Annotated in this window: 13 protein-coding genes and 1 tRNA gene; 10 read left to right on the top strand and 4 right to left on the bottom strand. The window is 73.7% G+C overall.

From position 1 onward, the window contains the following. Window positions 1-15: 15 nt before the first annotated feature. On the top strand, window positions 16-873 hold the full coding sequence (locus tag ACZ7DE_RS35490) for a fumarylacetoacetate hydrolase family protein (RefSeq protein ID WP_470768524.1): 858 nt from the start codon (window positions 16-18) through the stop codon (window positions 871-873). Window positions 874-945: 72 nt separating this feature from the next. On the opposite strand, the gene ACZ7DE_RS35485 is transcribed toward ACZ7DE_RS35490, so the two are convergent. From ACZ7DE_RS35485 to ACZ7DE_RS35475, 3 genes are all read right to left on the bottom strand, one after another. Further along, complete coding sequence (locus ACZ7DE_RS35485; RefSeq protein ID WP_470768523.1) at window positions 946-1,812, bottom strand: LLM class F420-dependent oxidoreductase; 867 nt, start codon at window positions 1,810-1,812, stop codon at window positions 946-948. A gap of 109 nt (window positions 1,813-1,921) precedes the next feature. Beyond that, window positions 1,922-2,422, bottom strand: a complete 501-nt coding sequence (locus ACZ7DE_RS35480; protein WP_470768522.1) for a heme-degrading domain-containing protein — start codon at window positions 2,420-2,422, stop codon at window positions 1,922-1,924. Further along, window positions 2,422-3,495, bottom strand: coding sequence for a Gfo/Idh/MocA family protein (locus ACZ7DE_RS35475; protein WP_470768521.1), 1,074 nt, complete (start codon window positions 3,493-3,495; stop codon window positions 2,422-2,424). The genes ACZ7DE_RS35480 and ACZ7DE_RS35475 overlap by 1 nt, the downstream gene beginning before the upstream one ends. Window positions 3,496-3,551: 56 nt before the next feature. Here ACZ7DE_RS35475 and ACZ7DE_RS35470 point away from each other — a divergent pair, with 56 nt between their 5' ends. The 5 genes from ACZ7DE_RS35470 (at window position 3,552) to ACZ7DE_RS35450 (ending at window position 8,046) form a co-directional block, all read left to right on the top strand. Beyond that, window positions 3,552-4,688 (top strand): ROK family transcriptional regulator, encoded by a 1,137-nt coding sequence (locus ACZ7DE_RS35470; protein WP_470768520.1) that lies wholly within the window; start codon window positions 3,552-3,554, stop codon window positions 4,686-4,688. Window positions 4,689-4,890: 202 nt separating this feature from the next. Further along, the gene (locus ACZ7DE_RS35465; protein ID WP_470768652.1) at window positions 4,891-5,745 is read left to right on the top strand and encodes a hypothetical protein; all 855 of its coding nucleotides are present in this window, start codon (window positions 4,891-4,893) and stop codon (window positions 5,743-5,745) included. 142 nt (window positions 5,746-5,887) lie between these two features. Beyond that, entirely contained in the window at window positions 5,888-6,667 is a 780-nt protein-coding gene (locus ACZ7DE_RS35460; RefSeq protein WP_470768519.1) for an HAD-IIA family hydrolase, read from the top strand. 104 nt (window positions 6,668-6,771) lie between these two features. Continuing rightward, entirely contained in the window at window positions 6,772-7,383 is a 612-nt protein-coding gene (locus ACZ7DE_RS35455) for a hypothetical protein (protein ID WP_470768518.1), read from the top strand. Window positions 7,384-7,386: 3 nt separating this feature from the next. Beyond that, a complete protein-coding gene (locus ACZ7DE_RS35450) occupies window positions 7,387-8,046 on the top strand; it encodes a class F sortase (protein ID WP_470768517.1) in 660 nt (219 codons plus the stop codon). 325 nt (window positions 8,047-8,371) lie between these two features. Here the strand turns inward: ACZ7DE_RS35450 and ACZ7DE_RS35445 are convergent. After that, window positions 8,372-8,445 (bottom strand) — tRNA-Lys (locus ACZ7DE_RS35445). Between the two features lie 204 nt (window positions 8,446-8,649). Between ACZ7DE_RS35445 and ACZ7DE_RS35440 the strand changes: the two genes are divergently transcribed. The 4 genes from ACZ7DE_RS35440 (at window position 8,650) to ACZ7DE_RS35425 (ending at window position 12,706) form a co-directional block, all read left to right on the top strand. Continuing rightward, a complete protein-coding gene (locus tag ACZ7DE_RS35440; RefSeq protein ID WP_470768516.1) occupies window positions 8,650-10,218 on the top strand; it encodes a peptidoglycan-binding protein in 1,569 nt (522 codons plus the stop codon). Between the two features lie 89 nt (window positions 10,219-10,307). Continuing rightward, window positions 10,308-11,414 carry an SPFH domain-containing protein gene (locus ACZ7DE_RS35435; RefSeq protein ID WP_470768515.1) on the top strand — a complete coding sequence of 369 codons (1,107 nt, stop codon included), beginning with the start codon at window positions 10,308-10,310 and terminating at the stop codon, window positions 11,412-11,414. 108 nt (window positions 11,415-11,522) lie between these two features. Continuing rightward, window positions 11,523-12,152 (top strand): lytic polysaccharide monooxygenase auxiliary activity family 9 protein, encoded by a 630-nt coding sequence (locus ACZ7DE_RS35430; protein ID WP_470768514.1) that lies wholly within the window; start codon window positions 11,523-11,525, stop codon window positions 12,150-12,152. An 89-nt stretch (window positions 12,153-12,241) separates the two neighbouring features. Then, complete coding sequence (locus ACZ7DE_RS35425) at window positions 12,242-12,706, top strand: DUF3592 domain-containing protein (protein WP_470768513.1); 465 nt, start codon at window positions 12,242-12,244, stop codon at window positions 12,704-12,706. Window positions 12,707-12,719 lie beyond the last annotated feature (13 nt).

The raw sequence follows: 12,719 nt of genomic DNA, 5'->3' as shown, positions 1-12,719 counted from the left end.
AGGGAGACAGTCACCATGAAGCTGCTGCGAGTCGGTACGGCGGGATCGGAGCGACCCGCGCTGCTCGACTCCGAGGGGGTCCTGCGGGACCTCTCCGGGGTCGTCCCGGACATCGACGGGGCGCTGCTCGCCGACGACGGGGCGCTCGGCCGGGTCCGCGCCGCCGCCGAGTCCGGGGAACTGCCGGCGCTGGACGCGACCGGACTGCGGATCGGACCGCCGCTGGCCCGGATCGGCAAGATCGTGTGCATCGGGCTGAACTACCACGACCACGCCCGCGAGACGGGGGCCGAGGCACCCGCCGAGCCCGTGATCTTCTTCAAGGCGGCGGACACGGTCGTGGGGCCCTACGACACCGTCCTGGTGCCGCGCGGCTCGGCCAAGACCGACTGGGAAGTGGAGCTGGCGGTCGTCATCGGGCACACGGCCCGCTATCTGGAGTCGGCGCAGGACGGGCTCGCCCACGTCGCCGGGTACGCCGTCGCGCACGACGTGTCCGAGCGGGAGTTCCAGATCGAGCGCGGCGGCACCTGGGACAAGGGGAAGAACTGCGAGACGTTCAACCCGCTGGGGCCGTGGCTGGTGACGGCCGACGAGGTCGCCGACCCGCAGGACCTCTCCCTGCGGCTCTGGGTCAACGGGGTGCTGAAGCAGGACGGGACCACGGCCGAGCAGATCTTCCCCGTGGGAGAGGTCGTGCGGTACGTCAGCCAGTTCATGACCCTGTACCCCGGTGACGTCATCAACACCGGGACGCCGGCGGGGGTGGCCCTCGGGGAGCCCGAGCCGAAGCCGTTCCTGCGGGCCGGGGACGTCGTCGAGCTGGAGATCGAGGGGCTCGGCCGCCAGCGCCAGGAGTTCAAGGACGCATAGGCGCTCCTCAGCGGCCGGGGCCCGACCCCTGGTGCCTCGGCCCCACCCCCGGACGATGCGCCCCCGCCTCCCTCAGCCCAGCAGGGCGGCGAGGGTGCGCCAGGCCTCCCTCGGGAGGCCGTCGCGCGATCCCTCGTCGATCACCTGCAGTGCCACGTGATCCGCGCCCGCCTCCTGGAAGGCGGTGATCCGGGCGAGGACGCCGTCCTCGTCGCCCCAGGCGAACAGCGCGTCGACCAGGCGGTCGCTGCCGCCGTCGGCCAGGTCGTCCTCGGTGAAGCCGTGCCGGAGGAAGTTGCCGGTGTAGTTCGGCAGGGAGAGGTAGAGGGCGAGGAACTCGCGGGCCAGCGTGCGGGCGCGGGTCGGATCCTTCTCCAGGACGACCCCCAGCTCGGGTGCGAGGAGCGGGCCTTCGCCGAGTATCCCGCGGGCGTGCGCGGTGTGCTCCGGGGTGACCAGGTAGGGGATCGCGCCGCCGGCCCGGTCCCGGGTCAGCTCCAGCGACCGGGGGCCGAGGGCCGCCAGCACCCGGCGGTCCGCGGGCATGCCCGCCGCGTCCTGCGCGTCGAGGTAGGAGACCAGGGCCGAGTAGGGCCGGCGGTACTGCTCCGCACGCTGGGCGTGGCTCACCCCGAGTCCCAGGACGAAGCGGCCGGGGTGGGCGGCTTCCAGGTCGGCGAAAGCGGCGGCGCTGTCGGCGGGCCCGTACTGCCAGATGCTCTGGATGCTGGTGCCGACGGCCATGCGCGAGGTCGCCCCCACGAGCGGGACGGCGTGGTGGGTCGCGCTGCTGCCGCCGAGCCAGAGGGCGCCGTAACCGAGTTCCTCCAGCTCCGCGGCGGCCTCGGCGAGTTCGCCGCGCCGGGCCGGGTCCTCGGAGCGCAGGCCGACGCTCCACACGCCGTACCGCCCGACTGTCTCCTTCAACGCCTTGCTCATCGGTGACCGGTCCCTCCGGAAGGGGGCGCTGCGCCCGTGATCATCACGTGTACAGCAGGTGCCAACCGGAGGGGGCCCGACCGTCATTCCCCGAGCGGCCCCGGATTCATCAGACCTTCAGGAACTGCTCCAGGGCCGCCACCACGAACCTGTGGTCCTCGAGCTGGGGCAGGCCCGACACCGTCACCGCGCCCACCACGCCCACGCCCTCCACGTTGATCGGGAAGGAGCCGCCGTGGGCCGCGTACTCGTCCGGGTCCAGCCGGGAGGACTCCTCGAACGTCGTGCCCTTGGCGCGGCAGCGGGAGCCGACCAGGTAGGAGGAGGCGCCGAAGCGTTCCACCACCCGGCGCTTGCGGGCGATCCAGGCGTCGTTGTCGGGCGCCGAGCCGGGCAGGGCCGCGTGGAAGAGCTGCTGGCCGGCGCGATGGATGTCGACGGCGACCGGCGCCTGGCGCTCGCGGGCCAGTTCCACCAGGAGGGAGCCGAGGGCCCACGCGTCGTCGTGCGTGAACTGGCGGAAGACCAGTCGCCGTTCCTGCGCCTGCAGCTCCTCCAGGGTCGGGGTGATCTCCGGGGTGAACTTCGGGGTGATCTCGTGGGAGCCCATTACAGCGTCACCGCCACCTTGTCTCGTGCCGAGCGGCGGGCCGCCTCCAGGACGTCGAGGGCGGCGGCCGCCTCGAGGGCGGTCACCGGGTTGGGGCCGCCGTCGATCAGTGCCTTGGCCACCGCAGCGTAGTAGGCCGGGTAGTCGCCGGGGAGGGTCCGAACGGGTCGTCCGCCGCCGGTCAGCGGGGACTCGCCGGAGCCCAGTCGGCCCCACAGCTCCTCGGGCTCCGTGCCCCAGTCCGCCGTCGTGCCCGGCCGCTCGCCCTCCCGCAGGGCCGCCTCCTGCGGGTCCAGGCCGTACTTCGCATAGCCCGCCTTCGAGCCCAGCACCCGCAGACGCGGGCCGAGTTGGGCGGTCGTCGCCGAGACGTAGAGGTGGGAGCGGACGCCGTTCGCGTGGGTCAGCGCGACGAAGGTGTCGTCGTCGGTCTCCGCGCCCGGCCGGCGGACGTCCGCCTCGGCGTACACGCCGACGACGGGGCCGAAGAGGACCAGCGCCTGGTCGACGACGTGACTGCCGAGGTCGAAGAGGAGACCTCCGATCTCTGCGGGGTCACCGGACTCCCGCCAGCCGCCCTTGGGCTGCGGCCGCCACCGCTCGAACCGGGACTCGAAGCGCCACACGTCGCCCAGCTCGCCCTCGTCCAGCAGGCGGCGGAGGGTCAGGAAGTCGTTGTCCCAGCGGCGGTTCTGGAAGACCGAGAGCAGCAGCCCGCGCTCCTCGGCGAGGGCTGCCAGCTCGCGGGCCTCGGCGGCCGTGCCCGCCACCGGCTTGTCGACGACCACCGGCAGACCGGCCTCCAGGGCGGCGGTCGCGAGCGGGACGTGCGTCTTGTTCGGGGACGCGATGACGACCAGGTCCAGCTCGTCGGCGCGGGCGAGGAGGTCGTCGGCGGTGGCGGCGACGCGCACGTCCGGGAACTCGGCGCGGGCCTGCTCCTGCCGCTCGGGGTTCGAGGTGACCACCGTGTCCAGGGCGAGGCCCTCGGTGGCGGCGATCAGCGGGGCGTGGAAGACCGAGCCGGCGAGGCCGTAGCCGACCAGGCCCACGCGGAGAGGAGTACCTGTCATGGTCCCCACTTTCGCAACGCTGTTGCCAAAGTGCAAGCAGGGGGGAGAATGGGGTCGTGAACAGGACGGACGGAGGCGTCAACCTTCTGGCTCTGCGCAGCCACAACACCGCGCTCGTGCTCGACCTGCTGCGCACGGCGGGACCGGACGGCATCAGCCGGCTGGAACTCGCCGAGCGCACCGGGCTCACCCCGCAGGCGGTCAGCAAGATCACCGCCAGGCTGCGGCAGGAGGGGCTGGCGGCGGAGGCGGGGCACCGCGCGTCGACCGGCGGCAAACCGCGCACGGTGCTGCGGCTGGTGCCGGAGGCGGGCCACGCGGTCGGCGTCCACCTCGACCGGGACGAGCTGCGGGTGGTGCTGGCCGATCTCGACGGGCGGGCGGTGGGCGAGCGGTGTGTGCCGCTGTCGCTGGGGGCGGGCGCGGAGGCGGTCCTGGGGGCGGTGGTGCGGGAGGTCGCGGAGGTCCTCGGCGACGTTCCCGCCGACCACCCCCGCACTCCGGCGGGCCCCGCGGCGGCCAGCGCGCCGGCCCTGCTCGGCGTCGGCGTGGCCCTCCCCGGCCCGCTCGACCATGCCCACGGGGTGCTGCACCGGGTCACCGGCTTCCCCGAGTGGGACGGGTTCCCGCTGCGGGACGCGCTGGCGGAGCGACTCGGGGCGCCGGTGGTCGTCGACAAGGACACCAACGCGGCCGCGCTCGGTCTCGCCGTCGGCGGTGAGCGCGGCTCCTTCGCCTGCCTGTACCTGGGCACCGGCCTCGGCGCGGGCCTCGTCATCGGCGGGACCCTGCACCGGGGTGCCCGCACCGGCGCGGGCGAGTTCGGACACCAGGTCATCCAGCTGGACGGGCCGCCCTGCTCCTGCGGCAACCGGGGCTGCGTCGAGGCGCTGTGCCTGGCGGCCATCGGCCGGGGCGACGTCGGCGAGGCGGCGCGTGTCCTCGGGGAGGGCGCCGCGAACCTGGCCGGGCTGCTCGACATCGACGCCGTGCTGCTGGGCGGCCGCACGATCGCGGCCGCCCCCGAGCCCTTCCTCCAGGGGGTCAGGGCCGTCCTCGACGCCCGAGCCCGCCGCGAGGGCTCCCCGCAGGACGCCGTCCAGGTGCGCCTCGCCCCCCACGGAACCCGAGCCGTGGCGCTCGGCGCGGCCCAACTGCTCCTGGCCCCCTTGTTCGGCCGCGGATCCGGCTGACGCCACCCACCATCCAGCCCGCCACGGCCCACCACCGCCCGGAGGAGCACAGCCCGCCACCGTCCCCTGCTCGGTGCCGCCCGCTGATCGTTGGCGGCACGCCGTTCCGAGTGTCGGATGCTCGTCCGAACGAGGGGGTTCGGACGGTCGTGCGGTGTGTTGTCGGGGGGCGGGGCCGGGTGTCGGGCAGGCTCACGTGTTCATGCGACTGTGCCCGCCTGTCTCCCTCTGCCTCGCCGCGGCCGCCGCCCTCCTCCCCGCGCCCGCCCACGCGGAAGCCGGCCCGAGTTGTGCGGGCCCCGCCGCCGGTGCGTTCCCCCTGACCACCCGCCTGCACGGCGGCCCCGACTCGTACCGGGCCGGCGGCGGATTCGGCGTCTGGTACCTCGACCTCACCAACACCACCCGCCGCGCATGCGACGCGATCCACCCGGTGGTCGTCCTGGTCGACGCCGGACGCGCCCTGAAGCCGTCCCAGCCGCGGCTGGAGTTCTTCGCGGGCGGGCAGCCGCACCCCGTCCGCTTCGAGGCCACGGACGACGACGAACTCGTCGGCGTCTTCACCGGCGGCCCCGCCGACGGTCCCGGCGGCTTCCCCGGGTTCACCGTCGGCCCCGGCCGGACCCTCACCGTCAAGCTGCGCCTCGCCCTCACCTCGGACGCCGTCCCCAACGCCGTCACCGCCAACGCGGCGGTCGTCCAGCGGCACGGCGACGACGGCGACTGGATCGGGCAGTCGAACGACTACCGCTTCGCGGTCGAAGCCGGTTCCGGCCCCGACACGGACGATCCCGCGGCCGATCCCTCGGCCGGTTCCGCGGCCGATCCCACGACCGGTTCCGCGGCCGATCCCACAGCCGCCCCCACAGCCGCCCCCTCGGCCGCCCCCACCCCGCGGCCCGACGCCTCCGCCGGCGACACCGGCCGTCTCTCCCTCGCCGACGAAGCCGAGGAACTCGCCCGCACCGGACTCAGCTCGCCCGCCGTGCTCGCCGCCGCCACCGCCGTCCTCCTCGCCGCCGGGGCCGCGCTGCTGCTGGCGCGCCGACGTCGCTGAACCGTGCCGGCGTCCCAGTCAGTGGACGGTCCGGAACCGGCCATTCCCTCAAGATCGGGCCTGTGACTAGGCTGGGGCGCGCGCAGCGACCGCGTGCACGCACAGCAACCGCGTACTCGCGTACGGCAGGGAGACCCCGCACATGGCAGACCGCAGGCCCATCGAGTCGTGGCTCACCGACATGGACGGTGTGCTCATCCACGAGGGTGTACCGATCCCCGGCGCCGACGCGTTCCTGAAGAAGCTGCGCGAGTCCGGAAAGCCGTTCCTGGTCCTCACCAACAACTCGATCTACACCCCGCGCGACCTGCACGCCCGCCTGCGGCGGATGGGCCTGGACGTGCCGATCGAGAACATCTGGACCTCCGCGCTGGCCACCGCCCAGTTCCTGGACGACCAGCGGCCCGAGGGCACGGCGTACGTCATCGGCGAGGCGGGTCTGACCACCGCGCTGCACGACATCGGTTACATCCTCACCGACCACGAGCCCGACTACGTCGTCCTCGGCGAGACCCGCACCTACTCGTTCGAGGCCATGACCAAGGCCGTCCGGCTCATCAACGACGGCGCCCGTTTCATCTGCACCAACCCCGACGAGACCGGCCCCTCCGCCGAGGGCGCGCTGCCGGCCACCGGGGCCGTCGCCGCGCTGATCACCAAGGCGACCGGCAAGAGCCCGTACTTCGCGGGCAAGCCCAACCCGCTGATGATGCGCACCGGGCTGAACACGATCGGCGCCCACTCCGAGACCAGCGCGATGATCGGCGACCGCATGGACACCGATGTGCTGGCGGGCATGGAGGCCGGGATGCAGACCTTCCTGGTCCTCACCGGTCTGACCCGGCCCGAGCAGGTCGAGGACTTCCCCTACCGTCCGTCGAAGGTCGTGGACTCGATCGCGGATCTCGTCGACCGGATCTGAAACGCCTGACGACGCGCAACCCACCCGTACGGAGCAGTGACACCCCGCCAGCGGATGCGCCCCGGGGCGCGGCGGGGGAGTCTCCAGAGAGCTGGAGGTTCACGATGGGCTCACTGAAGGTCACTGTCTGTGCGGGGGTCGCGGTCGTCGCCGCGGTGCTCATTCCCACGGCGTACGCGTCGGGCGAAGGCGGCCCGGGCGGCGGCAGCGTCTCGGTCACGCCGTCCACGCCCTCGCCGGGCTCCGACGTCACGCTGAAGGTCAGCGGCTGCGGCGGCAGGACGGCCACGGCGGCTTCGGCCGCCTTCGTCGCGGACGCGCGGCTCGTCGTCGCGGGCGGCGCGCTCGTCGGCGACACCCGGGTCCGCTCCTCGATCGCGGCGGGCTCCTACGACGTGCAGATCACCTGCGTCGACTTCAAGGTGAAGGGCCGGATCCAGGTCGTCGGGCCGTCGTCCGACGACTCGTCGCGGCAGCCGTCGGACGTGGAGCCGCTGGCCTCGGACGGTTCGTCCGCCGCGGCGGTCCCCGCCTCTCCCGTCGCTCCGGTCCGCGCGGGCGGCGGCGGCACCGCGCCGCTGGCCTCGGTCGAGGAGGTTCGGGTGGACGGCCGCGGCCCCGGCACCGTGCAGGCGGTCGTCGGCCTGGTGCTGGCGGGCGTCGCCGCTGCCGCCGTCGTGTACCGCGGAACGCGCCGGAGACATGGGACGGACTGACCCATGCCGGACCGCGAACGCCTCTCGGGCCGGTTCCTCACCGGCGTGGCCTGGACGGTGCTGCTGTGCGGCCTGTGGCTGTGGGGGCGTGAGGTGACGGACGTGCGGCACGGCACGGCCGCCCCGGCCACCGGTGACATGGCCGCGGTGGGCCGTCCGCCGGACGCCGCCCTCCCGCCAGCGGCGAAGCCGTTGGGTCAGGCGCTGCCGCGGCGCGTCGACATCCCGGAACTGGGCGTGCAGGCCCCGGTCGTCGCCCGCGGCCTGGACGCCGAGGGAGCGGTCGATCCGCCGCCCTTCGACCAGCCGGGCGTCGTCGGCTGGTACGCCGAGGGCGCGAAACCCGGCGCCAGGGGCGCCGCCCTGCTGGTGGGACACGTCGACACCGAGACCCGGCCCGCGGTCTTCTACAAGCTCAGCACGCTCAAGGGCGGTGAGACGGTTCGCGTGGTCCGCGACGACGGGAAGGTAGCCGAGTTCACCGTGGACGACGTCGAGGTCGTCCGGCGCGATCGCTTCGACGCCCGGCAGGCCTACGGCTCCCGAAGGCCGGACCGCGCCGAGCTGCGCCTGATCACCTGCGGCGGCGCCTTCGACCCGGCCAGCCGCAGCTACACCGCCAACGTGATCGTGTCGGCCTACCTGACGGGCATCGCCGTCTGACGGGATGTCACCCGGGGCCTCGTCCGGGTCGCGCCGCAGGCGGCGGACCCTGGCCCGGTCGGCGGCACGCTCCCCCGAAACCGCCGACCGGACCGGTCCTCGACCGCGCGCGCTCGGGTTGCGGGAATGACCCGGCGTCGGCGCGGGAGGCTGCGAGGCGCGGAGAGTCAAGAGATGGCCAGGGCTCTGCAGTAGGCCTACCCCGTGAAGGGTGCGTTGACGACTGCTTGCCGCCGCTCTCGGGAACGGCCCCGGTCCCCTCCCGTCAAAGGCCGGCCGGAACGGACGAAGGCCCCTCGCTCTCGCGAGAGGCCTTCGGTGTCTGTGCGCCGCCAGGGACTCGAACCCCGGACCCGCTGATTAAGAGTCAGCTGCTCTAACCAACTGAGCTAGCGGCGCCTGCTGACGGGACAACTCTACAGGACCCATGAGGGTGCCCCGGACCACCCGCACCGTCCGCCCGGGGCCGACGGGCCCGCGAATGGGCCGGCCGCGCCCGGCGTACATCGTTCGGACCGTCAGCATGCGCGTCCGGAGGACAGTTGAGAAACTGCGAGCGTGCGCAGGCGCGGACATTTTCATCTGGAGTGTGAGAGGAATCGCATGGAGACTCCGGTATTCGAGGAATTCGATCCCGAGAGCGACTGCGACTGCCCCGGATGTGTGACGCGGCGACGGATGATCCGCCCCTGTCCGCCCGCCTCGTCCGGCGGTCACCCGTCCGCCCACCGCGCCCTGGTCGTCGCCACAGCGACGGCCGCAGCGCTCGGCGCCGCTCATGCGGCGCCCGCCCTCGCGGCCCCGCCTGCGCCCGACCGGCCGGGCGTTCCCGCAGGTGACGAACCCGCGACTCCGCAGGGCCGCAGGGCGCCGCTGCACGGACCGGCCGGGCAGTCGGCGCATCCCGGAAACGTGGCGGGGCCGGTCAGGACGCCCCCGACGACCCGGGCGGACATCATCAGACGGGCCAAGCAATGGGTCTCGGCGGAAGTGCCCTACAGCATGAGCGCCTACTGGTCCGACGGTTACCGGCAGGACTGCTCGGGCTTCGTCTCCATGGCCTGGAACCTGCCGGGCAACGAGTGGACGGGCAGCCTTCACCAGTACGGGACGAGGATTTCCAAGGAGGAACTCCAGCCCGGCGACATTCTGCTCTTCCATAATTCGTCCGACCCCGAGAAAGGCTCGCACGTAGTCGTTTTCGGCGGCTGGACGGACTACACGCACAGCTACTACATCGCCTACGAGCAGACCCGCCCGACCACTCGCCGTCAGTCCACCCCGTACGCCTACTGGAGCCATTCCGGCCTTTACGTCCCCTATCGCTACAAGGGGCTCACCGCGCCCGCTCCGGGCAGCACCGGGGAACAGGCCGCCGCCGCCGGCGGCGGGAGGGAATCCCTCGGCGGGAGCGCGGCGGCGACGCCGTTCCCGGGGCGGGCGGCCTTCGGACCGGGCGCGAACAACCGGTTCGTCACCCTGCTGGGCCAACTCCTCGTCGAGCGCGGCGCCGGCCGCTTCTACAGCACGGGCCCCGGCCCCCGCTGGTCGGCCGCCGACGGCAGGGCCACCCAGGCCTTCCAGCGGGCCCAGGGCTGGAGCGGCGCCGCCGCCGACGGGCTGCCCGGTCCGAGGACCTGGTCGCTGCTCGTCACCGGCCAGGGCAGGAACATCGGGGACCCGGCCGGACCGGGGGGTGGGACCGGGGCCGGAGCAGGATCAGGATCAGGCGTCTCCGGCTCGGGGAACGGGACGGGACCCGGAAGCGCGCCGGGCACCGGGAGCGGGACCGGCTCCCCGTCCGGGAACGGCCGGCCCCCCGCGCCCGGCACAGACAGCGGGACCGGCACCGGCCCCGGCACAGGTACCGGCAGTGGGACGGGCACAGGGGCCGGTGCGGCCGGGCCGCCCGTCGCTCCCTCGGCGTCGCGCGTTCCCCCGTATCCGGGCCGGGCGGCCTTCCGCCCCGGGGCGCAGAGCGCGTACGTCACGCAGTTGGGGAGGCAGCTGGTGAAGAAAGGGTTCGGCAGGTACTACACGTCGGGGCCGGGACCGCGCTGGGGCGAGGCGGACCGGCGAGGAGTCGAGGCCTTCCAGCGCGCCCAGGGCTGGCGCGGCGGCGCGGCGGACGGCTACCCGGGCCCGGAGACCTGGCGGCGGCTCTTCTCGTAGACCGGCTCCGGGAGCGGCCCGGGGGCCCGCACGCTGCCGGGGCCCACTCACTGTCATGGCGTATCTGGCGCGGAGGCTGGAGGCACGCAATGCACACGCCCACTTCACAGACACCCGAGCCCGAGGGGCCGACCAGGCCCACCCGGCTCATCCAGAACGAGGCGACCACCGAGATCCCCGTCCACCTGCTCTTCCGCGACGAGCCGGAACCGCGGTCGGTGCCGCTCGGGCCCGCCGTGGTGGGGAGCAGGGCGGGCACCGGGGAGCAGCCGCGGCTGCGCCGTCCGACGCCGGCCAAGCCCCGGCCGGCGGCGCAGGTGGACCCCGAGCTGGTGGAGCGGCCGGCCCGGGTGCTGCCCGGCGTCGCGGGCGTGTTCGCCGGGGTGTGCGGGGCGGCCGGCTGTGTGGCCGCCTCGTGGTGGGCCGGTGTGCTGCCGCCGCTGGCGGGGCAGGCGTTGCGGCTGCCGGAGCTCGCGGGCGCCGGGCTCGGTCCGGCGCAGTGGGCGGCGTACGCGGGCGCGGGCGGGCTGGGGCTGTTCGGCTTCGGCGGCCTCGCTCGGGGGCGGACCGGGCGGGCCTGGGTGCTCGGCCTGTTCGGCCGCTACCGGGGGACCGTGCGGCGCACCGGGCTGCTGTGGGTGAACCCGCTGCTGCTGCGCCGCCGGGTGGACGTGCGGCTGCGGCACTGGCGCAGCGAGCCGATGGCGGCCGCGGACGGCAGCGGGGTGGCCCTGCGGGTGGTGGCGCTGGTCGTGTGGCGGGTGCGGGACACCGCGCGGGCCACCCTCGGCGTCGAGGACCACGAGACGTACCTGCGCGAGTGCGTCGAGGCGGCGCTGGCCCGGATCCCGGTGGAGACGCCGGGGGCGGGACGCGGCTCGCTGGAGGCGACCGGGGAGGCGCTGACCAGGCTGGTGGCGCGGGAGGCGGGCGCGATCGGACTGGAGGTGTTCTCGGTGCAGCCGCTGCGGGTCGAGTACGCCCCCGAGGTGGCCGCCGCGATGCACCGCCGCCGGATCGCCGCGCTCGACGCCCAGCACCGGGCGACCGTGCTGACCTCGGTGGTCGACTCGGTGGAGGACACGGTGACCCGGTTGACCATGCGGGGGCTCGTGGAGCTCGACGACTACGAGCGCAAGGCGCTGGTGAAGGACCTGACGGTCGCCTTCTGCGCGGGCCGGCAGGAGCAGGCGTGATTGGTCTGGACATGACCAAGAAACGCCCATAGTCTCGAACTTGGTCTAGACCTGCACGGCACAGCTCACTGAACTCCTGAACTCCCCACGTTCTCCAGGAGCGCCAGCATGCGCAGAAAAGCCCACCCAGGGATCAGCGGAAAGACCAAGTGGTACGCCGCCGCGCTCGGGCTCGCCACGGCGGGAGCCTTCGTGCTCACCGCCGGGGGCGCGAGCGGTCACGGTTACACCGACCTCCCCGTCAGCCGGCAGAAGCTCTGCCAGAACGGCTCCGTCGCCAACTGCGGCGACATCCAGTGGGAGCCGCAGAGCGTCGAGGGGCCGAAGGGCTTCCCGGCCTCCGGCGCGGCGGACGGCCGGATCTGTTCCGGCAACAACACGCGCTTCGCCCAGCTCGACAGCCCGAGGACGCCCTCGGGCGGCGCGTGGCCGGCCACCAGGGTGACCGGCGGTCAGAGCTACACCTTCCGCTGGCAGTTCACCGCGATGCACGCCACGACCGACTTCACGTACTACGTCACCAGGCAGGGCTGGAACCAGAACCACAACCTGGCCCGCTCCGACCTCAACCTCACCCCGTTCCTGACCGTTCCCTACGGCGGTCAGCGGCCCCCCTCGACCCTCTCCCACAGCGGCACGCTGCCGTCCGGGCTCAGCGGACGTCACATGATCGTCGCGGTGTGGACGATCGCCGACACGGCCAACGCCTTCTACGCCTGCTCCGACGTCACGTTCTGAGCATCGCTTGAGCTCCCCCGGCCCCGTGTGGCGGTACGTTCCGTGCACGCCGGCAAGACCAGGCCGGCGCCGGGACATCGGGGGAGCTCATGGAAGCCTTGTTCTACGTCATTCCGACGATCATGATCGCCGGCGCGCTCTTCTTCCTCTACAAGGCCCTCGGCCGGAACCGGCAGCTCAGGGCGGCCTGGGACAGCGGGGTCACGGCCGAGGGCCGCTGTCTGCGCACGTACACCAGCACCAGCGGCGGGGGCGGCGACACCTCGGTGAGCACCACCCTGCACCACGTCTACGAGTTCACCGCGAGGGACGGCCGCGCCTTCCGCTTCGACGAGGGCGGCGGTCCGGGCACGACCATCGAGGGCGACATCGTCACCGTGTACTACACGCCGGAGCACCCCGAGGGGGCCACGGCCCACGCGCCGAGCCGGGGGAGGCTCGCCGCGGGCACGGGCTGTCTGGTGGCCTTCTTCGCCGTGTTCATCGTCTTCTGCGCCGGCTTCATGGTCATCGCCCACGCGGTCTTCTCCGAGACGGACGGCCTGATGCCCTGACGTCGGCTCCCCC

The sequence above is a fragment of the Streptomyces sp. NPDC037083 genome, from assembly GCF_055606485.1.
The sequence above is the reverse complement of the archived record's forward strand: the minus strand, read 5'-3'. Positions and strand labels throughout refer to the sequence as shown.

Excerpts from the sequence above, each read along its gene's own strand:
- ACZ7DE_RS35480 (WP_470768522.1), bottom strand. The coding sequence starts at position 2,422 with ATGGGCTCCCACGAGATCACCCCGAAGTTCACCCCGGAGATCACCCCG.
- ACZ7DE_RS35465 (WP_470768652.1), top strand. The coding sequence starts at position 4,891 with ATGCGACTGTGCCCGCCTGTCTCCCTCTGCCTCGCCGCGGCCGCCGCC.
- ACZ7DE_RS35450 (WP_470768517.1), top strand. The coding sequence starts at position 7,387 with ATGCCGGACCGCGAACGCCTCTCGGGCCGGTTCCTCACCGGCGTGGCC.
- ACZ7DE_RS35435 (WP_470768515.1), top strand. The coding sequence starts at position 10,308 with ATGCACACGCCCACTTCACAGACACCCGAGCCCGAGGGGCCGACCAGG.
- ACZ7DE_RS35490 (WP_470768524.1), top strand. The coding sequence starts at position 16 with ATGAAGCTGCTGCGAGTCGGTACGGCGGGATCGGAGCGACCCGCGCTG.
- ACZ7DE_RS35460 (WP_470768519.1), top strand. The coding sequence starts at position 5,888 with ATGGCAGACCGCAGGCCCATCGAGTCGTGGCTCACCGACATGGACGGT.
- ACZ7DE_RS35475 (WP_470768521.1), bottom strand. The coding sequence starts at position 3,495 with ATGACAGGTACTCCTCTCCGCGTGGGCCTGGTCGGCTACGGCCTCGCC.
- ACZ7DE_RS35425 (WP_470768513.1), top strand. The coding sequence starts at position 12,242 with ATGGAAGCCTTGTTCTACGTCATTCCGACGATCATGATCGCCGGCGCG.
- ACZ7DE_RS35430 (WP_470768514.1), top strand. The coding sequence starts at position 11,523 with ATGCGCAGAAAAGCCCACCCAGGGATCAGCGGAAAGACCAAGTGGTAC.
- ACZ7DE_RS35485 (WP_470768523.1), bottom strand. The coding sequence starts at position 1,812 with ATGAGCAAGGCGTTGAAGGAGACAGTCGGGCGGTACGGCGTGTGGAGC.
- ACZ7DE_RS35440 (WP_470768516.1), top strand. The coding sequence starts at position 8,650 with ATGGAGACTCCGGTATTCGAGGAATTCGATCCCGAGAGCGACTGCGAC.
- ACZ7DE_RS35455 (WP_470768518.1), top strand. The coding sequence starts at position 6,772 with ATGGGCTCACTGAAGGTCACTGTCTGTGCGGGGGTCGCGGTCGTCGCC.